Here is a 22,406-nt window from a genome sequence, read left to right as displayed (position 1 = left end):
GCGGACGACGCGGATGTCCTATATAGGCCCGGTCACGCGACTCAGCGGCACCTCCTGCCGACAGGGTGGCCGCCCGTCCGCCTCAGGGGCGCGGCACGAAGCGGGGCACCCAGCGCACGAACGCCAGCGCACCCAGCAGGCCGATCAACCCGATGCCGCCCGCGGCCACCGACAGCGAGGCGATGGCCGTCAGGCCCGAGACGACGAGCGGGCTGAGCGCTCCGCCGGCATCCGTGATTGTGCGCCAGGCGCCGAGGAACGCCGCGGGGGTCTGCTTCGGGGCGACGTCCGATCCGAGCGTGAGCAGGATGCCGCTCGAGAGCCCGTTGCCCACGCCGATGACGACGGCGAACACGCCGAACCACATCGCGGCCGCGTCGAGGTCGTGCGTGAAGGCCAGGGCGATCATCGCGCCGCCCATCAGCAGCAGCGACGGCACGGCGGCCCAGAGGCGCCCGAAGCGGTCCATCACCTGGCCGCTCGCGTAGAACAGGGCGAACTCCAGGGCTCCCGCGATGCCCACGATCAGCGCGATGGTCGACGAGTCCAGGCCGATGGACAGGCCCCACAGGGGCAGGATCGCCGGACGCGAGGCGCGCACGAACGACAGCGAAGCGGCGGCGAGACCGAGGCGCGACAGCACGCGACGATTGGCGCGGATGGTGGCGAACATCCCGAGGCGCTCGCGTGTGGGGATCGAGCCGGTGACGGCCTCGCCCGTGTCCTCCGGCTCGACGGACTCGTCGACCGCCGGGCGCACGGCGGCGCGCTCGGCGCGGGCGGCCTTCTCCTCCGGGTCGGGGCCGAACGTCACGAGCAGGCCCACGACGACGAGGCACGCGCCGAAGAACCAGATGCTCGCCTGCTCGCGCCCGAAGATGCCCAGCAGCGCGGCCGAGACGAACGGCCCGGTGAACGCGCCGAGGCGGAACGACCCTCCCAGGAGCGACAGCGACCGCGCGCGGAACTCCAGCGGCACGCGCGTGGTCATGAAGGTGTGCCGCGCGAGCGCGAACGCCGCGGCGCACAGACCCATCACGAACACCGACAGCATCAGCACGCCCAGGTGGCGCGACAGCAGCATGCCCGTGATGCCGAGCAGCGAGACGGCGGAGGCGGTGGCCATCGTGTACCGCTCGCCGAGCCGGGACACGAGCCACCCGGCGGGCAGATTGCCGCACAGCTGGCCGACCACGATCATGGCGGTCACGAGGGCGGCGGTGGCGAGGTCCGCGCCGAACTCGCGGGAGATGATCGGCAGCAGCGGCAGGATGGCGCCCTGCCCGAGAGAGTAGAGCGCCGTCGGTCCGTAGATCATCGGCGCGTAGCGGCGGATCGCCTCCGCGGCCGCGCCCGATCCGCGCTCGTCGCGCGCCCCGGATCCGCTGTCGCTCGTCATCGTCTCCACGCTACTCGCGCGGTGCCGCGGCTCGTGCCCGCGCGGCGCGACGCCGCGCCGCGATAGGCTGGGGCGTCATGCTTGAATACGATCCTTCCGCCGAGATCCAGGCGCTGCGCACCACGTTCGCGAACATCCGAGAGGTGGTCGACGTCGACTCGCTGCGCGCCGAGATCGCGCGGCTCGAGAAGGAGGCGTCCGAGCCCGGGCTGTGGGACGACACCGCCAACGCGCAGAAGGTGACGAGCGCGCTGAGCCACGCGCAGTCCTCGCTCACGCGCGTCGAGGGAGTCGAGCGCCGCCTCGACGACCTCGAGGTGCTCGTGGACCTCGCCAACGAGATGGGCGATGAGGACTCCGTGGCCGAGGCGCGCAAGGAGATCGCGGATCTCGAGAAGGTCATCGGCGATCTCGAGGTCAAGACGCTGCTCGACGGCGAATACGACGACCGCGGTGCGGTCGTCACGATCCGCTCGGGCGCCGGCGGCGACGACGCCACCGACTTCGCCGAGATGCTGATGCGCATGTACCTGCGCTGGGCCGAGCGCAACAAGTACCCCGTGAAGGTGCTCGACACCTCGTATGCGGAGGGCGCCGGCATCAAGTCGTCCACGTTCGAGGTCGACGCCCCGTACGCGTACGGCATCCTCTCGGTCGAGGCCGGCACGCACCGCCTCGCGCGCATCAGTCCGTTCGGCTCGGCCGACAAGCGCCAGACGAGCTTCGCGGCCGTCGAGGTCATCCCCGTCATGGAGGAGGCCGTCGAGGTCGAGATCCCCGAGGGCGACCTGCGCGTGGACGTCTTCCGCTCGTCCGGCCCCGGCGGCCAGTCGGTCAACACGACCGACTCCGCCGTGCGCCTGACCCACCTCCCGACCGGCATCGTCGTGTCGATGCAGAACGAGAAGTCGCAGATCCAGAACCGCGCCGCGGCCATGCGCGTGCTGCAGACCCGCCTCCTGCTGCTGCAGAAGGAGGAGGAGGCCGCCAAGAAGAAGGAGCTCGCCGGCACCATCACGGCGAGCTGGGGCGACCAGATGCGCTCGTACTTCCTCTACGGCCAGCAGCTCGTGAAGGACCTCCGCACCGGGTACGAGGTGGGAAACCCCGCGAGCGTGTTCGACGGCGACCTCGAGGGCCTGATCAACGCGGGCATCCGCTGGCGCAAGCGCAAGATCGAGGACTGATCGGATCGGCATGAGCTCGCGCGACGACGACGCCCTGTCCTGGGACGGCGACGAGGATCCGAGGAATCCGGCGCCGGGCCTGCGCGAGAAGGCCGGATCGCTGCCGCGCGGCTGGCGCGCGGTCGGCCGGGGGAGCGGCGAGGTCTCGAGCGACGACGGCCCGCCCGGCGACCCCGCAGGGACGACGGAGTCGTCCGCGCCGGCGCCGATGGGCAACGTGGCGCTCGTGAGCATGGGGGTGCTGGCGGGCGTCTACACGCTGTACGTCGTCGGCTGGGCGCTCGGCGGCTTCCGGCTGCGGGACCGGATCCAGGCCGACACGGGCGCGGTCGCCGATGTCATGTTCCAGGCGGCGCTGTGGCTCGCCATGCTCTCGCCCGTCATCTGGTTCCTCGTCACGATGCACGTCACGCGCCGCGCGGCGCCGTGGCGCCGGTTCGCGGGACTCGCGATCGGCATCGTGCTGCTCGTGCCGTGGCCGTTCGTGATGATGGGGGTGCTCGGCCGATGACCGCCTCCGAGACGACCCGCCGCACGCCGCCGACGTGGGCCGTGGCGGCGATCGCCGGCCTGTTCGGTCTGCTGTTCGCCTACGCGGTGTGGACCGCCGTGAACTACCTCGTCGCGACGGTGCAGGCCGCGGGGGCGGCGGGCCTGTCCCTGACGACCATGGGCTGGGTCGTCTGGGTGCTCGCGATCGTCCTGCCGATCCTGCTGTTCGCGGTCGCGCTGGCCCTCGGGCTCCGCCGCGGCCTGCTCTCGCTCGCGCTGTTCCTGCTCACCGCGCTGACCCTCGTGGCCGCGTTCTGGCTCGACGTCGTGGCCTACACCACGACCGTGCAGATCATCGGCTGAGCCGCCGCCGGCGTCCGGACGGCTCCGGGGCCTCCGGTAGGGTGGCAGTCAGAATCGCGCTCCGATGGCGTGGCGCGACGGACACACCCCAACACCCGCGCACTTCCCCATGCGCACGCCTCGAAGGATGATCCACCCTTGCCGAAGCCCGTCGTCGTCATCGCCGAAGAACTCTCTCCCGCAACGATCGAGGCGCTCGGTCCCGATTTCGACATCCGGACGGTGGACGGAACGGATCGTCCCGCGCTGTTCGACGCCCTCGCCGACGCGAATGCGGTGCTGATCCGGTCGGCGACGAAGATGGACGAAGAGGCCATCGGCCGGGCGCCGCAGCTCAAGGTGATCGCCCGTGCGGGCGTGGGTCTCGACAACGTCGACATCAAGGCGGCCACGACCGCCGGCGTCATGGTCGTGAACGCGCCGACCTCCAACATCATCTCGGCCGCCGAGCTCACGTGCGGCCACATCCTGAGCCTGGCGCGGCACATCCCGCCCGCCTCCATGGCCCTCGCCGGCGGCGAGTGGAAGCGCAGCAAGTACACCGGCACGGAGCTGTTCGAGAAGACGCTCGCGGTGGTCGGCCTCGGCCGGATCGGCGCGCTTGTCGCCGCGCGGATGCAGGCGTTCGGGATGCGCGTGGTCGCGTACGACCCCTACGTCACGCCGCAGCGCGCCCAGCACCTGGGCGTCGAGCTCGGCAGCCTCGACGAGGTGCTCGAGCAGGCGGACTTCCTCACGATCCACATGCCGAAGACGCCCGAGACCACCGGCATGATCTCCACCGCGCAGCTGAAGCGGATGAAGCCGACCGCCTACGTCGTGAACGTCGCGCGCGGCGGCCTGATCGACGAGGCCGCGCTCGCGCAGGCGCTGCAGGACGGCGAGATCGCCGGAGCGGGCCTCGACGTCTTCACGAGCGAGCCGCCGACCGACACGGCACTCACCGGCCTGCCGAACGTCATCGCCACGCCGCACCTCGGCGCCTCGACCGACGAGGCGCAGGAGAAGGCGGGCATCGCGGTGGCGAAGTCCGTCAAGCTCGCGCTCGAGGGCGACCTGGTGCCCGACGCCGTCAACGTCGCGGGCGGCGTGATCGACCCGTTCGTGCGCCCCGGCATCGCGCTGGTCGAGAAGCTCGGCCAGGTGTTCAGCGGCCTCGCCAAGAGCGCCGTGACGAGCCTCGACCTCGAGGTGCGCGGCGAGCTCGCGGCCTACGACGTCAGCGTGTACCGCCTGGCCGCGCTCAAGGGGATCCTGACCAACGTCGTCAGCGAGAACGTCTCGTACGTCAACGCGCCGCTGTTCGCCGAGCAGCGCGGCATCGAGACGCGCATGACCGTCGAGACCGAGAGCCCCGAGTACCGCAACCTCACCACGCTGCGCGGCGCCCTCGCCGACGGCAGCGTGCTGAGCGTGTCGGGCACGCTCGCGGGCACCCGGATGGTGCAGAAGATCGTCGGCATCAACGGCTACGAGATCGAGGTGCCGATCGAGAAGCACCACGTCGTCCTGATCTACAGGGACGCGCCGGGAATCGTGGCGATCTACGGCCAGAAGTTCGGCGCCGCGGGCATCAACATCGAGGGCATGCAGGTCGCGCGCGAGCAGGCCGGGCTGGCGCTCAGCATCGTGACGGTCGACCAGCGCGTGCCCGACGAGGTGCTGGAGGAGATCGGGCGCGACATCGAGGCCCCGGTCATCACGCAGATCGAGATCACGGAGGCGTGAGCATGGCGCGCACGATCAGGCTCGCCGTCATCCCGGGCGACGGGATCGGTCCCGAGGTCGTCGCGGAGGCCGAGAAGGTGCTCGACGCGGTCACGGCCGGATCGGACGTGGTCTTCGACAGGACGCGCTTCTCCCTCGGGGCCGCGCGGTACCTCGACACCGGCGACACGCTCACCGACGAGGACCTCGACGCGATCAGGGCGCACGACGCGATCCTGCTCGGCGCGGTCGGCGGCGTGCCGGGAGATCCGCGTCTCACGGACGCCAACATCGAGCGCGGCCTGCTGCTGAAGCTGCGCTTCGAGCTCGACCACTACGTGAACCTGCGTCCCTCGAAGCTGTACCCGGGTCAGCCGGGGCCGCTCGCGGACCCCGGCGACGTCGACTTCGTCGTGGTGCGCGAGGGCACGGAGGGACCGTACGTGGGCAACGGCGGATCCATCCGGCGCGGAACCCCGCACGAGATCGCCAACGAGACGAGCGTCAACACGGCCTACGGCGTCGAGCGCGTCGTCCGCTACGCGTTCGAGCTGGCCGAGCGGCGCTCGAAGAAGCTCACGCTCGTGCACAAGACCAACGTGCTCGTGAACGCGGGCGCGCTGTGGCGGCGAGTGGTCCAGGAGGTGGCGATCGGATTCCCCGAGGTCGCCGTAGACTACCTGCACGTCGACGCGGCCACGATCTTCCTGGTCACGAACCCCAGCCGCTTCGACGTGATCGTCACCGACAACCTCTTCGGCGACATCCTCACCGACCTGGCCGGCGCCGTCACCGGTGGCATCGGCCTCGCCGCCTCGGGGAACATCAACCCCGCCGGCGCCTTCCCCTCGATGTTCGAGCCCGTGCACGGATCGGCGCCCGACATCGCAGGCCGCGGCATCGCCGATCCCACGGCCGCCATCGGCTCCATCGCCCTGCTGCTCGATCACCTCGGGCTGCGTGAGGAGGCGGATCGCGTCACGCGCGCGATCGAGGGCGACATCGACTCCCGGGGCGCGGAGCCCCGCAGCACGACGCAGATCGGCGACGCGATCGCCGCCCGTCTGCAGGCGTAACCTGGGCGCACGCGCCCGAGACAGGACCTCCACAATGACCGACACCCTCGCTCAGACCGCCGCCGCGCTCGCCCCGCTCGAGTTCGCCGTCACGAAGAACCTCGCGGCGAAGTCGCCCACGGAGCGCCAGCAGATCCTGCAGGATCCGGGCTTCGGCACGCACTTCACCGATCACATGGTCGACGTCTGCTGGTCGGCGCGTGGCGGCTGGCACCGCCCGCGCGTGCAGCCTTACGGCCCGATCAGCCTCGACCCCGCCGCGGCCGTGCTGCATTACGGCCAGGAGATCTTCGAGGGCATCAAGGCGTACCGTCACGCGGACGGTGCGGTCTACACGTTCCGGCCGGAGCAGAACGCCCTGCGCCTGCAGCGCAGCGCGCGTCGCCTCGCCCTGCCGGAGCTGCCGACCGAGTACTTCCTGCAGTCGCTGCGCGAGCTGATCGCGGTCGACGGCGCGTGGGTCCCCTCGGGCGAGGACCAGAGCCTGTACCTGCGCCCGTTCATGTTCGCCAAGGAGGCGTTCCTCGGCGTCCGCCCCGCGAACAAGGTCGCGTACTACCTGATCGCGAGCCCCGCCGGCTCGTACTTCAAGGGGGGCGTGAAGCCCGTCACGATCTGGCTCTCCGAGCGCTACCAGCGCGCCGCCAAGGGCGGCACGGGCGCCGCCAAGACCGGCGGCAACTACGCCGCGAGCCTGCTGCCGCAGGCCGAGGCGTACGAGAACGGCTGCGACCAGGTCGTGTTCCTCGACGCCGACGGCAACATCGAGGAGCTCGGCGGGATGAACATCCTGTTCGTGAAGAAGGACGGCACGATCGTGACGCCCGCCTCCGACACGATCCTGGACGGGATCACGCGCAACTCGATCCTGGAGCTCGCGCGCGACCGCGGGCTCACCGTCGAGCAGCGCCCGGTGACGCTCGCGGAGTGGCGCGAGGGCGTCGCGTCGGGGGACATCACGGAGGTGTTCGCGTGCGGCACCGCCGCCGTGATCACGCCGATCGGCGCGCTCAAGGCCGCGGGCTTCGAGGATGCGCAGCCCATCGGCGAGCTCGCGCTGTCGCTGCGCGAGGAGCTCACGGACATCCAGTACGGCCGCCGCGAGGACCGGAAGGGCTGGCTGCACCGGCTCGACGCCTGAGGTCGGCGCCGTGTCGCGGATAGGCTGATCGGGTGAAGATCGCCCGGTTCAGCCACCACGACACCATCCGCTACGGCATCCTCGACGGGGCCGATCTCGTCGTCCTCGCGGGCGATCCGATGTTCGCGGGATTCGAGACGACGGGCGAGCGCGTGCCGCTCGCCGACGCCGCCCTGCTGGCCCCGGTGATCCCGCGCTCCAAGGTCGTGTGCGTCGGTCGCAACTACCGCGATCACGCCGCCGAGCTCGGCAACGAGGTGCCGAAGCAGCCCATGCTGTTCTTCAAGCCGAACACGTCGGTGATCGGCCCCGGCGACACGATCGTGCGCCCGCCGCAGACGCAGGACACCCAGTGGGAGGGCGAGCTGGCCGTCGTGATCGGCCGGATCGCGAAGAACGTGAAGGCCGAGAACGCCCTCGACTACGTGTTCGGGTACACGGTCGCCAACGACGTCACGGCCCGCGACCTGCAGAAGCCCGACGGCCAGTGGGCGCGCGCGAAGGGCTTCGACACGTTCTGCCCCCTGGGTCCCGCGATCGAGACCGACTTCGACCACACGAAGGGCGAGGTCATCACGCGCCTGAACGGCGAGGAGAAGCAGCGCGCGCCGTTCACGGACATGATCTTCGACATCCCGTTCCTGATCGAGTACGCATCGGCGGCGTTCACGCTGCTGCCCGGCGACGTGCTGCTCACCGGCACTCCGGCGGGCGTCGGCCCGTTCCGGGCCGGCGACACCGTGGAGGTCGAGATCCCGGGTCTCGGCATCCTGCGCAACACCGCGCGCGACGCGCTCACCTCCTGACGTGACGACGCTGCCCGACGCCCCGGAGGTCGCCCGGATCCAGGGACGCACCGTCCGGGTGCTGGCCGCCGGCCAGGTGCTCGGCGGCGTGTCGTTCGGCGCCACCGTGTCGCTCGGCGCGCTGCTGGCCGCCGACCTCTCGGGCCAGGAGTCGCTGTCGGGCTTCGCGACCGCGTCGGTCACGCTCGGCGCCGCGCTCTGCGCGATCCCGCTGGCGCGGCTGGCGGGGCGGCGGGGCCGGCGGTTCGCCCTGACGCTCGGGAACGCGTTCGCGCTCGTGGGCATCGCGATCGTGATCTCCGCCGCCGCCCTGCGGCTGTTCCCGCTGCTGCTGGCGGGCGTGATCCTGATCGGCGCGGGCAACGCCGGAAACCTGCAGTCCCGCTTCGCGGCGACCGATCTCGCGACGCCGCAGCGGCGCGGGCGCGACCTCGGCACGGTCGTCTGGGCCACGACGGTGGGCGGCGTGCTCGGACCGCTCATGATCACCCCCGGCGAGGCGCTGGGCGCGGTCGTCGGCATGCCGCCGCTGACCGGCGCGTACCTGTTCTCGATCGTCGCGCAGCTGGCGGCGCTGATCCTGTATCTGATCGCGCTGCGGCCGGATCCGCTCGCGTTCGCGCAGCACATCGCCCGCTCGGCGGGGCCGTCCGGGCCGGTCGTCGAGGCGGATCGGCCGGTCGCCGCGCGCTACGCGATGCTCGCGGTCGCGTCCTCGCATGTCGTGATGGCGTCCGTCATGGCGATGACGCCGATCCACCTTTCGCACATCGCCCACGTGGGGCCGCACACCGGGCACGGCGGGGGCACGACGCAGCTCACGCTGCTCGTCGGCACCACGATCGCGCTGCACGTGCTCGGGATGTACGGCGCCTCGCCGCTGTTCGGGTGGCTCGCGGATCGGATCGGCCGCGTCACGACCGTGCTGACCGGGCTCGGGATCCTCACGCTGTCGCTCGCGATCCTCACGCTGTGGCCCGAGCGCCAGCCCGCCGTGGTGATCGGGCTGTTCCTCCTGGGCCTCGGATGGAGCGCCGGGACCGTCGCGGGCTCGGCGCTGCTGACCGAGAGCACCCCGATCGCGCGGCGGCCGCGCCGGCAGGGCCTGAGCGACACCACGATGACGGCGTCGGCCGCGGTCGGCGCGGTGCTCGCGGGGGTGGTGCTGGACGGCCCCGGGTACGGCGCCCTCGCGCTCATCGCCCTCGGCATCGTCGCCGTCGCGGCGCTGCTGTCGCCGCTCGGCCGGCGCTGAGCGCGCTCAGTCGCGCAGGGCGCGCACGGCCCGGGCGACGTCCTCCTCGTCGTTGAAGACGTGGAACGCGAGCCGCACGCGACCCGCGCGGCCCGACGCGGTGATCCCGGCCCGCGTCAGGCGGGGGAGATCCTCGCCCTCCGGATCCGGCCACGACACGATCGCGCCGGCGATCCGCGGCGCGGGCAGCCCCAGCAGCTGGCGGCACCCGGCCGCGAGCGCCGTCGTGTGCGCATGGAGCGCGGCGGGATCCGCGTCGGCGAACAGCGCGAGCGAGCGCTCCGCGCCCACGAACGCCTGCCACGCCGGGGAGACGTCGAGACGCGTCGCGTCGGTCGCGAGGGAGTTGTCGTGGCCGTAGCAGGATGTCCACGGGTCCGCGCCCGCGTACCAGCCGGCGAACAGGGGCGGGATCTCGCGTGCGAACTCCTCGGACACCGCGAGGAAGGCGACGCCGCGCGGGGCGCACAGCCACTTGTAGGCGTGGCACACCAGCGCGTCCACCGACGCGGCGGCCACGGGAAGCCAGCCGATCGCCTGCGCGCCGTCGCACAGCGTGCGCGCGCCGTGGCGCCGCGCGGCCTCCGCGATCGCGGGCAGGTCGGCGACCTCGCCCGTCGCGGACTGCACGAGCGAGAACGCGACCAGCGCGGTCTCCGGGCCCACCGCGTCGGCCAGCTCCGCGAGCGGCACCGCGCGCACGCGGAGCCGCCGGGGGGAGTGGACGAACGGCATCAGCAGCGACGAGAAGTCGCCCTCGGGAACGAGCACCTCGGCGCGCTCCGGGAGCGCGGCGGCGATGAGCGCGACGAAGGTGGAGGTCTGCGAGCCGATCGCCACGCGATCCGGCGTCGCGGCGACGATCCGCGCGAAGTGGGCGCGGGCGCGCTCGGCCGCCGCGGTGTAGCCGACCGGGTCCATCCGCCCGGCCGCCGCCGCCTCGGCATCCGCGACGATCGCGTCGCACGCCGATCGGGGCAGCAGCCCCGTCGTGCAGGCCGCGAGATATCCCGTGCCGGTGGCGAACTCGGCGCGGAGATCGGTCGACGGGGACGGCAGGGTGAGGGAGGCCATGACGACAGCGTCGGACGTGGCGCCGTATTCGTCTACGTCCAGTGTCTGATGAATCACATGCGATGTACTTATGGTTGAACCGTGACGGATCCGCAGGGGAGTCGCGCCGCGTCCGCGCCGGCGCTCGAGGCGACGGACCTCCGCCTGATGCGCGCGGTCGCCGACGGCGGCTCGATCACGGCCGCGGCGGTCGCGCTCGGATACAGCCAGCCGGCCGTGAGCCAGCACATCAAGCGGCTCGAGGCGCGCACGGGGCTGGCGCTCGTCGAGCGGATCGGGCGGCGCGCCCGCCTGACCGAGGCCGGCCGGCTGCTCGCGGGGCACGCGCCCGCGGTGGTGACGGCGCTCGAGGCGGCGCAGGAGGATCTCGCGCTGCTGCGCGGCGGCGGAACCGGGCGCGTGAGGCTCGCGGGGTTCCCGTCGGCGTCCGCGACGGTGCTGCCGCGGCTGGTCGCCGAGCTGGAGCGCGACCGCCCCGGCATCAGGCTCGAGTATGTGGAGGCGGAGCCGCCCGAGGCGGTCGAGGCCGTGCGGGAGGGGCGCGCGGATCTCGCGCTGACGTTCAGCTTCCCCGGCGACCGCGACGATCCGCACGGCGAGAGCGCGCGGGGCCTGTCGGTGCGCGTGGCGGGGCAGGAGGATGTGCTGCTGGTCCTGCCGGACGCGCATCCGCTCGCCGGCGACGAGGTCGTCGACGTCTCGCGCCTGGCGGGCGAGAACTGGATCGGCGGGTGCCCGCGGTGTCGCGGGCACCTGCTGGAGCTGTGCGGCCGGGCGGGATTCGCGCCGCGCATCGCGTTCGAGACCGACAACTTCGTCGCCGTGGAGGGACTCGTCGCCCAGGGGATCGGCGTGGCGACCCTGCCGCGCATGGCGCTGGAGGCGACCGCACGACGCACCGGCGTCACGATCCGGCCCCTGCCCGGCCGGGAGCGGCGCACCCTGCACCTCGTCGCCGCGCGGGGATCCGAGCGCGTGCCGTCGGTGCGGGCCGTGCTCGCGGCGCTCGACCGGGTGCTGCCGGCCGTGCTCGGCGCGGACCGATCCGCGCCGCCGACCGGCCAGCGGTCGTCCGGGGCGCGCAACTAAGCTGGAGCCGATGTCTTCTGCACCCGATCCCCGCCCCGTCGATCCTCGAACCACCAAGGCCACCGGCGCCGATGTCCGCGTGCGCTTCTGCCCGTCGCCCACCGGACTGCCCCACGTCGGCCTGATCCGCACCGCCCTGTTCAACTGGGGCTACGCGCGCCACCACGGCGGCAAGCTCGTGTTCCGAATCGAGGACACCGACGCCGCGCGCGACAGCGAGGAGAGCTACCAGCAGCTGCTCGACGCGCTGCGCTGGCTGCACATCGACTGGGACGAGGGCGTCGAGGTGGGCGGTCCGCACGCGCCGTACCGCCAGTCGCAGCGCACCGACCTGTACCTCGAGGTGCTGGAGAAGCTGAAGGCCGCCGGCGCGGTCTACGAGAGCTTCTCGACCGCGGAGGAGATCGACGCGCGCAACGAGGCGAACGGGCGCGCCAAGCAGCTCGGCTACGACAACTTCGACCGCGATCTCACGGACGAGCAGAAGGCCGCGTTCCGCGCGGAGGGGCGCCAGCCCGCGCTGCGCCTGCGGGTGCCGGACGAGGACATCACGTACGTCGACCTGATCCGCGGCGAGGTCACGTTCCCGGCCGGATCGTTCCCCGACTTCGTGATCGTGCGCCCGAACGGCGCGCCGCTGTACACCTTCGTGAACCCGGTCGACGACGCGCTCATGGGCATCACGCACGTGCTGCGCGGCGAGGACCTGATGCCGTCGACCGCGCGCCAGCTCGTGCTGTACGCGGCGCTCGTCGACGCGGGCGTGACGACGTTCATCCCGCGATTCGGCCACATGCCGCTCGTGCTGGGCGACGGCACCAAGAAGCTGTCGAAGCGCGACCCGCGCGCCGACCTGTTCCTGCACCGCGAGCGCGGCTTCATCCCGGAGGGCCTGCTCAACTACCTCGCACTGCTCGGCTGGTCGATCGGGCACGACCGCGACGTCTTCTCGCTCGACGAGTTCATCGCCGCATTCGACGTCGCCGACGTGAATCCGAACCCGGCCCGCTTCGATCAGAAGAAGGCCGAGTCGATCAACGGCGACCACATCCGCATGCTCGAGCCCGCGGACTTCGCCGAGCGGATCCTGCCCTACCTCGTCCAGGCCGGCGTGGTGGGGGAGAGCCCGACCGGCGAGCAGCGTGCGCTGATCTCGGCCGCCGCGCCCCTGATCCAGGAGCGTCTGCCGCTGCTCGGCGACGCGCCGGGGCTGCTGGGCTTCCTGTTCGCGGAGTACGTCACGTACGACGAGGACGCCCGTGCCGGGCTCCCCGACAACGCCGTCGAGGTGCTCAAGGCGTGCGTCGACGCGCTGGAGCCGCTCGCCGAGGACGGCTTCGACGCGGCGGCCATCCAGGGCGCGCTGTCGGCCGCACTGATCGACGGCCTGGGCCTGAAGCCCCGCGTCGCATACGGCCCGCCTCGCGTCGCGATCACCGGCCGCCGCGTCTCGCCGCCGCTGTTCGAGTCGATGGAGCTGCTCGGCAGGACCGAGTCCGTCCGTCGTCTCGTGGCCCTCGTCGAGGAGCTCTCGTAGCCCGACACGCCATGGCGACGTGTCCGGTTTGGAGTCGTCCGCGGGGTCGGGTAAGCTAGACCCTCGGTACGGCTTCGGTCGGATGCCATTGGGGTATGGTGTAATTGGCAACACGGCGGTTTCTGGTTCCGTTGTTCTTGGTTCGAGTCCAGGTACCCCAGCTTCAAGAAAACCCCCGCTCCGGCGGGGGTTTCTCGTTTCAGACAGGCTCACCCGGCCCGTGTCGAGACCGTGACCGGCGCGGTCTGCGCCGACCAGACGCCCTCGATCATGGACTGCCCCGCGATCTCATATGTGGCATCCGTCGCGAGCTCGCCGAGCTCGACGGAGCCGCTCCTCGCGGGCGAGGTGGACCACTCCGACGTCTGCGCGTCGGCGTTCAGCCGCAGGTTCGCGCCGTCCGGGACGTCGGTGACGACCGGTCGTGACTGAGAGACGATGACCTCCTTGATGCGGGTGGGGCCGAGCGCGGGGTTCGCCTGGAGGATCTTGGCCACCACGCCCGACACCTGGGGCGCAGTTCCCGAGGTCGTCTCCCACGGGGCGTACACGGTGACGACCTGCCCGTAGGGCTTGTCGCTCACGCGGGCATCCTCCGTCGAGGACGACGAGGTCCAGATGATCCGCGGGTCGGCGTCCGCGAGGCGGGCGTCCACGTCCACGTCCCCGTCCCCGGCTGCGATCACGAGGGGAATGCCCGCATCGAGCAGACGGGCTATCTGCGCCGCGACGCCCGGGTCGTCGGCGCCGCCCTCCTGCATTCCCGCCAGCTCGAGGGACGCACTCACGACGGCGGGGGCGCCGGATGACGCGTGATCCGCGAGGATGAAGTCCACGCACGCCTCGAGCGTGGCGGCACCGATTCCGGCGCCACCCTCCGCACCGGGATCGTCGTAGACCGAGACGGATACCACCGTGGCGCCCTTCGCGACACCGGCGACAGTTCCCGCCGCGAGCTTCGCGGCCTCGGTCCCGTGAGGGATCGGATCGGCGTCGTACGCCGTGGGACCGAGAGAGAACCCCGGCGCGATGCGCCCCGACAGCTGGGCCTCGCTGCCGTTGATGCCGGAATCGATGAAGTACATGCGGACGCCCGAACCGTTCCACGTCCACGCGTACGTGCCGTTCATCGCCGAGCCGCCGTCGATGCGGTCCAGATGGGCGGGCGCGTTCGATTGAATGGATGTCCCCGGAGCTGTCAGGTCGGTGCGTCGCCAGAGGATACGGCTCTGGCTCGCACCGGGCGCGGGCGTGAACGAGATCCGCACGGAGTCCTCGCCGCCCGAGGCGCTCAGGCCGATGCTCGACGACGGGCGGCCGCCGATGGTGGTGCCCTGCCCCGCGATCACCAGCAGCGACAGTCCGATCAGCCCGCCCAGCGCCGTCCACCTCACCGTGCGCGGGAGGCTGCTCGAACCGCGTGCTTTCATCCTCCCAGTGTCCGGTGCATCGCCCCGAAAATCACCCGTGGTGTATCAGCCGGCATCGTGACAGTCTCAGCATCAGACGATCCGATCCGCGCATCGCTTGCGACGGAGAGGACCGTGCGGACCCGGCGATGACGCCGCGTCCGAGGCTGCAGAGAGGGAGCGCCCGTGCCCGTCGTCACCCTGAAGGAGCTCGTCGACCGCTCGTTCGCCGAGCGGTACGCCGTTCCGGCGATCAACATCTTCAACGACCTCACCCTCGAGGCCGTCCTCGCGGGCGCCGTGGAGGCGTCCTCGCCGGTCATCGTGCAGACGTCGGTCAAGACCGTGAGGATGTACACCGCCCCGGTGCTCGCGGCGATGTGGCGGTCCATGACCGCGGGCATCGAGGTGCCGGTGGCCCTGCATCTCGACCACTGTCCGGATCGGTCGGTCATCACCGAGTGCCTGCTCGAGGGATGGAACTCGGTGCTCTTCGATGCGAGCGAGCTGCCCGTCGAGGAGAACCAGCGCCAGACGATCGAGGTCGTCGCCGAGGCGCGGCGTCACGGCGCGCACGTCGAGGGCGAGATCGAGGCGATCCAGGGCGTCGAGGACGACCACGGCTCCGACGCGGAGTCGACCCGGCAGTCGCTCGAGGTGCAGCTGCGCTTCCTCGAGGCGACCGGGGTGGACGTGTTCGCCCCCGCGATCGGCAACGCCCATGGCAGCTACAAGACGACGCCGACGCTCGACGGGGAGCGGATCAGCCAGCTCGTCGCGGCGCATCCGGTCCCGATCGCCCTGCACGGCGGCTCGGGGCTGACGACCGAGCAGTTCCAGGACCTCATCGCCCGCGGCTGCGCGAAGGTCAACATCTCGACCGCGCTCAAGGAGCGCTTCATGCAGTCCGAGCTCGCGTTCCTCGAGCAGGCGCGCGAGGCGCAGAAGTGGGATCCGCCGTCGCTGTTCCGCTCGACGCGCGCCGCGGTCATCGAGCTCGTGACGGGGCTCGCCGCGACCTTCGGCAGCGCCGGGAAGGCGTGACATGCCGACGCTCATCTTCGACTGCGACGGGGTGCTCGCCGACACCGAGATGCACGGGCACCTGCCCGCGTTCAACCAGGCGTTCGAGGAGCTCGGCGTGCCCATCCACTGGTCCGTCGACGTGTACGGCGAGAAGGTGAAGATCGGCGGCGGCAAGGAGCGCATGCGCAGCGAGTTCACCCCCGAGCTCGCCGCGCGCTGGGACGGATACCCCGCCACCGACGCGGAGGTGGACGAGCTGATCCTCGCCCTCCACCGCCGGAAGACGGACATCTACACCGACCTGGTCGACCGCGGCCGGATCGAGCCGCGACCGGGCATCGGACGGATCGCCCGGGAAGCACATGACGCGGGCTGGCGCCTCGCGGTCGCCTCCACCTCGGCCGAGCCGTCGGTGCGGGCCGTCCTCCGCCGCGCGGTCGGAGACGACCTCTACGAGCGCTTCGCGGTGTTCGCGGGCGACATCGTGCCCGAGAAGAAGCCCGCGCCGGACATCTACCTCCGGGCGCTCGAGGACACGGGCACGGACGCATCCGACGCCGTCGTCGTCGAGGACAGCGGCATCGGCGTGCGAGCGGCGCGCGCCGCCGGCATCGCCACCGTCGTCACCGTGAGCGCGTACACCGGCGACGACGACTTCACCGGTGCGGCGCTCGTGCTGCCGGATCTCGGATCCACCACGTTCGATCAGATCGAGACTGTGCTCGCCACGGCGAGGAGGGGCGCATGAGCGCTGCAGTCGAGACGACGCGATTCGTCGTGCGGACGATCGCGCAGACGGCGGTCGACAACGAGAAGTACTTCGGCGACCTCGACGCGGTCGTCGGCGACGGGGACTTCGGCTTCTCCCTCGCGCGCGGATTCGAGAAGGTCCTGGAGGACATCGACGGCTACCCGGACGACGCGGCCTCCGCGCTGCTGCAGTCCGCCGCGATGACGATCTCGAGCCGCGTCGGCGGGACCTCGGGCCCGATCTGGGGCACCGCGTTCCTCCGTGCCTCGATGGCCGCGAAGGGGAAGGACACGCTCGACATCGGCGACGTCGTCGCGATGCTGCGCGCCGCGGTCGAGGGCATCAAGGCGCGCGGCAAGGCCGAGCTCGGGGAGAAGACGCTGCTGGACGCTCTCGTGCCCGCCACGGACGAGCTGGAGCGCGCCGCGGCCGACGGCGCCGACCCCGCCGCCGCGCTCGAGCGGTTCGCCGCGACGATGCGCGAGGCCGCCGAGGCGACGAGCGCGCTGCAGGCGATGCGCGGACGCGCGAGCTACTCCGGTGCCCGCTCGATCGGGTCGCCCGACGCCGGCGCCGTCGCCCTCGCCGTGATCGCCGAGAGTCTCGTCGCCGCCTGGAGCGAGCGGCCCTGAGGACGCGCCCCCTCGTCCAACGCCCGAGGGCGCACCGTCGCGTCCTCGATCCAACCGGTCGCACAGACCAGGAAGGCAAGTCATGAAGAAGTTCGTCGACGACCCGAAGCAGTTCGTCCCGCAGATGCTGGAAGGACTCGCGCTCGCCAACCCGGACACGCTGCGCTACGTGCCCGAATACAACCTGATCCATCGTGCCGACGGCCCGAGCGACGAGCGCGTCTCGATCGTGCAGGGATCCGGATCCGGTCACGAGCCCGCGCACGTCATGACCGTCGGGCCCGGCATGCTCACGGCGGCTTGTCCCGGCGACGTGTTCGCGGCGCCACCCGTCGAATACGTCATCGAGACCGTCAAGCTGATGCGCTCCGCCAAGGGCGTGCTGCTGATCGTCAACAACTACACGGGCGATCGCATGGCGTTCGAGATGGCCGAGGAACTCGCGGCGGCCGAGGGGATCGAGGTGCGCACGGTGTTCGTCGACGACGACGTCGCCGTGAAGGACTCGCTCTACACCGTGGGGCGCCGTGGCGTCGCCGGCAACTTCTTCGTGATGAAGGCCGTGGGAGCGGCGGCGGAGTCGGGCGCGTCGCTGGACGAGCTCGTCCGGATCGCCGAGAAGGTCAACTCGGTCACCCGCACGATGGGCCTCGCGCTCACGGCCTGCACGCCGCCCGCCAAGGGATCACCGCTGTTCGAGCTCGGCGACGACGAGGTCGAGCTCGGCGTGGGCATCCACGGCGAGCCCGGGCGCGAGCGCGTGAAGCTCGGATCGGCGACCGAGATGGTCGGGTGGCTCCTCGAGCCCGTGGCCGGCGACCTGCCGGTCGCGTCCGGCGACCGCGTGGCGCTCATGATCAACGGCCTGGGCGGCACGCCCGTGAGCGAGCTGTATCTCGCGTACGGCATCGCCCACAAGGGGCTCACGGGCAAGGGCGTCACGGTCGACCGCTCGTACGTCGGGGAGTACTGCACGTCGCTGGACATGGCGGGCATCTCGCTCACGATCGTGCGCCTCGACGAGGAGATCGACACCCTCCTCTCCGCGCCCGCGGAGATCGCCATCCGCGTCTTCTGACCCGGACACGGCCGCGCCCCGGGCCCAGGCCCGGGGCGCGGTCGTCTGCTCAGGCCGACACGCGCCGCCAGCGGTCTCCGCCCTCGGCGGCGGCCGCCTCGAGGGCCTCGTCCGCCGCGCGCACGAGGTGCTCGAGCTCATAGCCCGAATCCCGCACGGACGCCCATCCGACGCTCGCCGACAGACGCACGGTGGCGCCGACCTCGCCGTCCATCGACACGACGTCGTGCAGCAGCGCGCGCACCTGCTCGCGCAGCACCTCCGTGGCCCGCGGCACCAGCACGACGAACCAGCCTGGCGCGCGGTGGCCGATGTCCGCCTCCGCCGGGAAGCCGCGCCCCACGCGTCGCTCGAACGCGTCCGCGAGCTCGCCGAACGCGGTCTCGCCCCACGCGAGGCGCAGGTCGTCCGCGTCGTCGAGGCGCACGCTGAGCACCGACCAGGACCGCTCGCCGCGCTCCCGGGCCCGCCGCAGCCGCTCGCCCGCGACCGTGGAGAAGTGCAGCCAGTGCGCGGGGTCGTGGCGCTCCTGGGGGACGGATCGCTGCGCGAGCCAGAGCAGGGTGACGAGCGCGCACACGATGTTGACGAGCATCCCGACCGTGTTCACGTTGCGCGTCAGGGTCAGGTCGGCGGGCCCGGACAGCGGCACGACGAGCACCACCAGCGCGTTCGCCACCGCGATGAGCACGAAGGCGCCCGATACGACCGCCAGCGGCAGCAGCATCCGGTGGCGGCGCTCGGGGATGCGGCGCAGCTCGAGGAGCGTGAGCGCGGGGAACACCGCGTTGACGAGATACACGGCGCGGAACGCGAGGCTGAAGGGCGTGCCGTCGTCGGCCAGGGCCAGCACGGCGGCGGAGAGCCCGCCGACCGGCAGCACCAGCCAGGCGCGCGGCGGCGCGCCGCGCCAGGCGCGCAGGCCGGCCCAGATGAGCACCTGCGGGGCGAGCAGCGCGCCGAGCGTGGCGCGGCGCAGCGCCTCCGCGTCGAGCTGAGCGGCCGCCGTGGTGAGCGACGAGAAGATCAGCGCGAGGAAGAACGTGACGGACCACAGCAGGGTTGCCGAGCTCGGGCGCGGCAGGAAGCCGAGGCCGATCATCATGACCGCGGCGAGGGTGCAGACCGCGATCTGGGGCAGTCCGAAGTCGACCGCGGCGCTCATCGGACGGCCTCGGCCGGTGCGGTGGGGAGGCGCACGGTCACGGTGGTGCCGAGGCCCGGCTCGCTCTCGACCTCGAGCGCTCCGGCGTGCGCGGTCACGATGGCGCGCGCGATGCCCATGCCGAGCCCCGTGCCGGGCACCGCGTGCTCGCGTGCCGTCTCGGCGCGGAAATACGGCTCGAACACGCGCCCCAGGTCGTCCGCGCCGATGCCGATGCCGGTGTCGTGCACGGCCACGATCGTCTCCTCGTCTCGCCGACGGCACGAGATCCGCACCGTGCCGTCCCGCGGCGTGTACTTGATCGCGTTGCTGATCAGGTTGTCGATCACCTGCCGCAGGCGGAAGCCGTCGCCGACCACATGCACCCGCTCGTCGCCGTCGAGCTCCAGCCGCAGTCCGCGGGCCGCGGCGGCCGGCTGGAACGATTCGAGCGAGCCCTCCACGATGGAGCGCAGCTCCACGGATCCGATCTCGGGCTCGATGGCGGGCTGGGCGGGAGGCTGCAGCACCTCGCTCAGGAGGCGCTCCATGCGCTCACCCGCGCGGCGGATCGTCTCGAACTTGCGTCGGGCCGAGCCCGGCAGGTCCATGTCGTCCAGGCCGAGGTCGGCGTGGCCGATCACCGCCGTGAGCGGGTTGCGCAGCTCGTGCGAGACCACGGATGCGATCCGCTGGCGCGCGTGCTCCGACTCGATGAGCGCGGTCACATCGTGCACGACGAGCAGGACCGACGGCGGCTCCGCCTCGCCGCCGTCCAGCACCCGTGCCGAGACCGACAGCGCGCGCCACTCGCCTCGCGCGTCGAACAGCCAGACGCGCTCGTCGTCGAATGTCTCGCCGCGCGCGGCGCGCAGCAGCGGCCGCTCCTGCTCGGGCAGCGGCGCGCCGCCGCGTTCGCCGTACTCCACGGCGCGCGCCGGATGCCACGGGTTCCGCCGGTCGATGCCGTGCATGCGCGCGTACGTGTCGTTCATGGCGATCAGCTCGCCGTCCGCCGAGAGCCGCACGATGCCGACGTCGATCGCGTTGATCATGAGCGATACGTTGCGCTCCTGCTCGCTGACCCGCTCGAGGGTGGCCTGAATCCGGCTCGTCTGCGCGCGCAGCAGGCGCTTGAAGGCGCGCGTCTGCCCCGAGGTGGCGTGTCCGGTGACGCCGATGAACGTGAGGCACAGCGTGATCACGACGATGCGCAGCGCCACGGTGTCACCGCCCACGCCGAGGGTCGCGTCGGCGAGCATGATCCCCACCACCAGCGCGAGCGCCGAGATCAGCGCGGCGAGCGGGAAGTGGGTCGCGAGCCAGATGACCGGGAACACCCACAGAAACCCGAGCCGGAGCTCGCCGCCCGCCGACATGAGCCCGATGCCCAGGATGTCCAGGAAGGGGAGCACCCCCACGATGCTCCGGGGGAGCCGCGACCAGGGCGCCGCCAGTGCGGCCATCGTGACCGCCAGGATCAGCACGACTCCCGTCGCGAACGTCCAGCTCGTGATCCGGCCCGGCGTCAGGGCCTGCACGACGAGCGAGATCACCACGACGGTGACAGCCAGGGCGAGCTGGGTGAGCCAGATGGAGCGGGTCCGGGCGTCGGGCGAACGGTCCATCCGCGCCCGTGTGCCGCTCACCGTCATGTCGCGATCCTAGCGACGCCGCGACCGCACGCCGGACCGGCGCGGCTGCCCGAGTGCTTGAATGAGCGCGTGGACGAAGCGGTCGAGCTCGCGGAGCTGAGGCGCCGCGCGTACGGTCCGGAAGGCGGCATCGATGCCGTGGGCCTGGCGCGTCTGCGCGAACTGGAGGAACGGGCCCACGAGCGCGCCCGGCCCGCCCCGGTGGTCGAGCCGGAGCCCGCGCCGGTCGAGCCGCCGATCGCGCCCATGACCGCGCCGGGGCAGGAGCCGGAGGCGGACGCGCCGGAGCAGGATGCGTCGACGCCGCGCTCGTCGTCCGTCGCGGCGTGGCTGCGCCGGCGGTCGGTCTGGCAGGTCGCCGCGGCCGGCGTCCTGGGCGGAGCCGCGGTGGTCGTGGGCGGGAGCGCGATCGTCGCCGCGGCGAACGCGCAGAGCCCGGTCGCGACGCTCCGGATGACCGACGACCAGCGCGACGACAGGTACTTCGGCGTGCGCGATCTGCAGCCGCACGAGATGTTCCACGGCTTCGACGTGCGCTCCAAGCACGAGCACGGGGTGGCCTGTCTCTACGTGGCCTTCCTGGACGAGTCGGACGAGTCGTGGTTCGGCGACATGGACTGCGCGCCCGCGGCGGACATCGCGCGCATCAGCGTGTGGGTCGGCAGCACGTCGATCGATTCGTGGCGCGTGATCAACCGGCAGGTGGACGGCATCGCGCCGCGCACCTACGTGCGCTTCGAGCTGCGCGGCGACGACGTCGAGGTCTGGACGACGCGGCTGCCCGAGCCCTCAGGCTCGTCGGGCGCCTGACCGCGGCTCAGATGTCGAGGCTGTCGCCCGGCTCGAGCACGTGGAATTCGCCGCCGTTCTGCTCGACAGCCCACTGCAGGCGGCTGAAGTGCATGGCGCGGCCCGCGACCGACAGCGTCATGTCGTGCGTGCCGAAGGCGCGGCGCGGCTGCACCGCGAGGGTGAAGTCCATGGCGTCGCCGAGCCGCAGCCACGGCGCCCCGGTCGGGATCGCGAGGGTGTCGACCAGCACGCCCTCCGGCACGGCGTACGAGTCGCCGGGGTAGTACAGGAGGTCGTCCACGAGCACGCCCACGTTGTCGACGAGCGGGATGCTCGAGTGGATCTCCTCGTGCCTGCCGCCGAAGAAGCGCAGCGAGAACGGCCCTGCCGTGAGCTCGTCGCCGGGGGAGACCACGGTCACGTCCCGGTCCGGGATGGCGGCGGCGACGGCCGCGGTCGTGAAGATGGGCGCATCCGGGGCGGAGTCGAAGATCCGCTCCAGCTGCTCGGGCGTCCAGTGGTCGGCGTGCTCGTGCGTGATCACGACCGCCTCGAGCGCGTGCAGATCCGCCATGCCCGTGAGGAAGCTGCCCGGATCGATGACCAGCGTGGAACCGTGGGCCTCGACGCGGAGCGCCGCGTGCTCGTGCTTCGTGATGCGCATGGTCCGAGTCAATCACCCGCGGCGCGCAGGAGGGCGCGTCCGCGCCCCTGACAGCGTGCGACACGCGCGGGATGTGCTGTTCGCGCGCCCCGATTTGTTCACCGCCCGGACCTCATGCCATACTCTTCT

General features: G+C 71.9%; 21 protein-coding genes and 1 tRNA gene. 16 read left to right on the top strand and 6 right to left on the bottom strand.

Going from position 1 to position 22,406, the window contains the following annotated elements; translation table 11 throughout:
• Positions 1–82: 82 nt before the first annotated feature.
• Positions 83–1,399: an MFS transporter gene (locus AAD528_RS03075; protein WP_375339570.1), complete on the bottom strand. Its 1,317-nt coding sequence runs from the start codon at positions 1,397–1,399 to the stop codon at positions 83–85.
• 77 nt (positions 1,400–1,476) lie between these two features.
• Here AAD528_RS03075 and prfB point away from each other — a divergent pair, with 77 nt between their 5' ends.
• From prfB to AAD528_RS03035, 8 genes are all read left to right on the top strand, one after another.
• Positions 1,477–2,586, top strand: a complete 1,110-nt coding sequence (gene prfB, locus AAD528_RS03070; RefSeq protein ID WP_345750552.1) for a peptide chain release factor 2 — start codon at positions 1,477–1,479, stop codon at positions 2,584–2,586.
• A 10-nt stretch (positions 2,587–2,596) separates the two neighbouring features.
• On the top strand, positions 2,597–3,097 hold the full coding sequence (locus AAD528_RS03065) for a DNA polymerase III subunit gamma/tau (protein WP_345750551.1): 501 nt from the start codon (positions 2,597–2,599) through the stop codon (positions 3,095–3,097).
• Positions 3,094–3,441, top strand: a complete 348-nt coding sequence (locus AAD528_RS03060; RefSeq protein WP_345750550.1) for a hypothetical protein — start codon at positions 3,094–3,096, stop codon at positions 3,439–3,441. Before AAD528_RS03065 ends, AAD528_RS03060 begins: the two co-directional genes overlap by 4 nt.
• 138 nt (positions 3,442–3,579) lie before the next feature.
• Positions 3,580–5,169, top strand: coding sequence for a phosphoglycerate dehydrogenase (gene serA / locus AAD528_RS03055; RefSeq protein WP_345750549.1), 1,590 nt, complete (start codon positions 3,580–3,582; stop codon positions 5,167–5,169).
• 2 nt (positions 5,170–5,171) lie between these two features.
• On the top strand, positions 5,172–6,224 hold the full coding sequence (locus tag AAD528_RS03050) for a 3-isopropylmalate dehydrogenase (protein ID WP_345750548.1): 1,053 nt from the start codon (positions 5,172–5,174) through the stop codon (positions 6,222–6,224).
• A 34-nt stretch (positions 6,225–6,258) separates the two neighbouring features.
• The gene (locus AAD528_RS03045; protein ID WP_345750547.1) at positions 6,259–7,365 is read left to right on the top strand and encodes a branched-chain amino acid aminotransferase; all 1,107 of its coding nucleotides are present in this window, start codon (positions 6,259–6,261) and stop codon (positions 7,363–7,365) included.
• Between the two features lie 32 nt (positions 7,366–7,397).
• Complete coding sequence (locus AAD528_RS03040) at positions 7,398–8,171, top strand: fumarylacetoacetate hydrolase family protein (RefSeq protein ID WP_345750546.1); 774 nt, start codon at positions 7,398–7,400, stop codon at positions 8,169–8,171.
• 10 nt (positions 8,172–8,181) lie between these two features.
• The gene (locus AAD528_RS03035; RefSeq protein WP_375339581.1) at positions 8,182–9,426 is read left to right on the top strand and encodes an MFS transporter; all 1,245 of its coding nucleotides are present in this window, start codon (positions 8,182–8,184) and stop codon (positions 9,424–9,426) included.
• A gap of 6 nt (positions 9,427–9,432) precedes the next feature.
• Here the strand turns inward: AAD528_RS03035 and AAD528_RS03030 are convergent, their stop codons facing one another.
• Entirely contained in the window at positions 9,433–10,500 is a 1,068-nt protein-coding gene (locus AAD528_RS03030; protein ID WP_345750544.1) for an aminotransferase class V-fold PLP-dependent enzyme, read from the bottom strand.
• Between the two features lie 147 nt (positions 10,501–10,647).
• Between AAD528_RS03030 and AAD528_RS03025 the strand changes: the two genes are divergently transcribed.
• The 3 genes from AAD528_RS03025 (at position 10,648) to AAD528_RS03015 (ending at position 13,287) form a co-directional block, all read left to right on the top strand.
• Complete coding sequence (locus AAD528_RS03025) at positions 10,648–11,589, top strand: LysR family transcriptional regulator (RefSeq protein ID WP_345750751.1); 942 nt, start codon at positions 10,648–10,650, stop codon at positions 11,587–11,589.
• A gap of 10 nt (positions 11,590–11,599) precedes the next feature.
• Entirely contained in the window at positions 11,600–13,126 is a 1,527-nt protein-coding gene (gltX, locus tag AAD528_RS03020; RefSeq protein ID WP_345750543.1) for a glutamate--tRNA ligase, read from the top strand.
• 89 nt (positions 13,127–13,215) lie between these two features.
• Positions 13,216–13,287: transfer RNA gene (locus AAD528_RS03015), tRNA-Gln, on the top strand.
• A 48-nt stretch (positions 13,288–13,335) separates the two neighbouring features.
• Here the strand turns inward: AAD528_RS03015 and AAD528_RS03010 are convergent.
• Positions 13,336–14,556 carry a S8 family serine peptidase gene (locus AAD528_RS03010; protein WP_345750542.1) on the bottom strand — a complete coding sequence of 407 codons (1,221 nt, stop codon included), beginning with the start codon at positions 14,554–14,556 and terminating at the stop codon, positions 13,336–13,338.
• A gap of 165 nt (positions 14,557–14,721) precedes the next feature.
• Here AAD528_RS03010 and AAD528_RS03005 point away from each other — a divergent pair, with 165 nt between their 5' ends.
• The 4 genes from AAD528_RS03005 to AAD528_RS02990 all read left to right on the top strand — a co-directional run bounded on the left by AAD528_RS03005 (position 14,722) and on the right by AAD528_RS02990 (position 18,022).
• The gene (locus AAD528_RS03005) at positions 14,722–15,579 is read left to right on the top strand and encodes a class II fructose-bisphosphate aldolase (protein WP_345750541.1); all 858 of its coding nucleotides are present in this window, start codon (positions 14,722–14,724) and stop codon (positions 15,577–15,579) included.
• A gap of 1 nt (position 15,580) precedes the next feature.
• On the top strand, positions 15,581–16,309 hold the full coding sequence (locus AAD528_RS03000) for an HAD-IA family hydrolase (protein WP_345750540.1): 729 nt from the start codon (positions 15,581–15,583) through the stop codon (positions 16,307–16,309).
• Complete coding sequence (dhaL, locus tag AAD528_RS02995; RefSeq protein WP_345750539.1) at positions 16,306–16,944, top strand: dihydroxyacetone kinase subunit DhaL; 639 nt, start codon at positions 16,306–16,308, stop codon at positions 16,942–16,944. The genes AAD528_RS03000 and dhaL overlap by 4 nt, the downstream gene beginning before the upstream one ends.
• A gap of 82 nt (positions 16,945–17,026) precedes the next feature.
• Positions 17,027–18,022, top strand: coding sequence for a dihydroxyacetone kinase subunit DhaK (locus AAD528_RS02990; RefSeq protein ID WP_345750538.1), 996 nt, complete (start codon positions 17,027–17,029; stop codon positions 18,020–18,022).
• A 49-nt stretch (positions 18,023–18,071) separates the two neighbouring features.
• Here AAD528_RS02990 and AAD528_RS02985 read toward each other — a convergent pair whose 3' ends face one another.
• Complete coding sequence (locus tag AAD528_RS02985) at positions 18,072–19,187, bottom strand: hypothetical protein (protein ID WP_345750537.1); 1,116 nt, start codon at positions 19,185–19,187, stop codon at positions 18,072–18,074.
• Positions 19,184–20,821: a sensor histidine kinase gene (locus tag AAD528_RS02980; RefSeq protein ID WP_345750536.1), complete on the bottom strand. Its 1,638-nt coding sequence runs from the start codon at positions 20,819–20,821 to the stop codon at positions 19,184–19,186. The genes AAD528_RS02985 and AAD528_RS02980 overlap by 4 nt, the downstream gene beginning before the upstream one ends.
• A gap of 69 nt (positions 20,822–20,890) precedes the next feature.
• Between AAD528_RS02980 and AAD528_RS02975 the strand changes: the two genes are divergently transcribed.
• Positions 20,891–21,631 (top strand): hypothetical protein, encoded by a 741-nt coding sequence (locus AAD528_RS02975; protein ID WP_345750535.1) that lies wholly within the window; start codon positions 20,891–20,893, stop codon positions 21,629–21,631.
• A gap of 7 nt (positions 21,632–21,638) precedes the next feature.
• Here AAD528_RS02975 and AAD528_RS02970 read toward each other — a convergent pair whose 3' ends face one another.
• The gene (locus AAD528_RS02970) at positions 21,639–22,277 is read right to left on the bottom strand and encodes an MBL fold metallo-hydrolase (protein ID WP_345750534.1); all 639 of its coding nucleotides are present in this window, start codon (positions 22,275–22,277) and stop codon (positions 21,639–21,641) included.
• Positions 22,278–22,406: the final 129 nt, after the last annotated feature.

It is taken from the genome of Microbacterium rhizophilum (assembly GCF_039605615.1).
GTDB classification, from domain to species: Bacteria; Actinomycetota; Actinomycetes; order Actinomycetales; family Microbacteriaceae; genus Microbacterium; species Microbacterium rhizophilus.
Note: the sequence above shows the minus strand (reverse complement) of the source record. Positions and strands in the feature narration are given on the sequence as shown.

Excerpts from the sequence above, each read along its gene's own strand:
- AAD528_RS03075 (WP_375339570.1), bottom strand. The coding sequence starts at position 1,399 with ATGACGAGCGACAGCGGATCCGGGGCGCGCGACGAGCGCGGATCGGGC.
- prfB (WP_345750552.1), top strand. The coding sequence starts at position 1,477 with ATGCTTGAATACGATCCTTCCGCCGAGATCCAGGCGCTGCGCACCACG.
- AAD528_RS03065 (WP_345750551.1), top strand. The coding sequence starts at position 2,597 with ATGAGCTCGCGCGACGACGACGCCCTGTCCTGGGACGGCGACGAGGAT.
- AAD528_RS03060 (WP_345750550.1), top strand. The coding sequence starts at position 3,094 with ATGACCGCCTCCGAGACGACCCGCCGCACGCCGCCGACGTGGGCCGTG.
- AAD528_RS03050 (WP_345750548.1), top strand. The coding sequence starts at position 5,172 with ATGGCGCGCACGATCAGGCTCGCCGTCATCCCGGGCGACGGGATCGGT.
- AAD528_RS03045 (WP_345750547.1), top strand. The coding sequence starts at position 6,259 with ATGACCGACACCCTCGCTCAGACCGCCGCCGCGCTCGCCCCGCTCGAG.
- AAD528_RS03030 (WP_345750544.1), bottom strand. The coding sequence starts at position 10,500 with ATGGCCTCCCTCACCCTGCCGTCCCCGTCGACCGATCTCCGCGCCGAG.
- AAD528_RS03025 (WP_345750751.1), top strand. The coding sequence starts at position 10,648 with ATGCGCGCGGTCGCCGACGGCGGCTCGATCACGGCCGCGGCGGTCGCG.
- gltX (WP_345750543.1), top strand. The coding sequence starts at position 11,600 with ATGTCTTCTGCACCCGATCCCCGCCCCGTCGATCCTCGAACCACCAAG.
- AAD528_RS03010 (WP_345750542.1), bottom strand. The coding sequence starts at position 14,556 with ATGAAAGCACGCGGTTCGAGCAGCCTCCCGCGCACGGTGAGGTGGACG.
- AAD528_RS03000 (WP_345750540.1), top strand. The coding sequence starts at position 15,581 with ATGCCGACGCTCATCTTCGACTGCGACGGGGTGCTCGCCGACACCGAG.
- dhaL (WP_345750539.1), top strand. The coding sequence starts at position 16,306 with ATGAGCGCTGCAGTCGAGACGACGCGATTCGTCGTGCGGACGATCGCG.
- AAD528_RS02990 (WP_345750538.1), top strand. The coding sequence starts at position 17,027 with ATGAAGAAGTTCGTCGACGACCCGAAGCAGTTCGTCCCGCAGATGCTG.
- AAD528_RS02985 (WP_345750537.1), bottom strand. The coding sequence starts at position 19,187 with ATGAGCGCCGCGGTCGACTTCGGACTGCCCCAGATCGCGGTCTGCACC.
- AAD528_RS02980 (WP_345750536.1), bottom strand. The coding sequence starts at position 20,821 with ATGACGGTGAGCGGCACACGGGCGCGGATGGACCGTTCGCCCGACGCC.
- AAD528_RS02970 (WP_345750534.1), bottom strand. The coding sequence starts at position 22,277 with ATGCGCATCACGAAGCACGAGCACGCGGCGCTCCGCGTCGAGGCCCAC.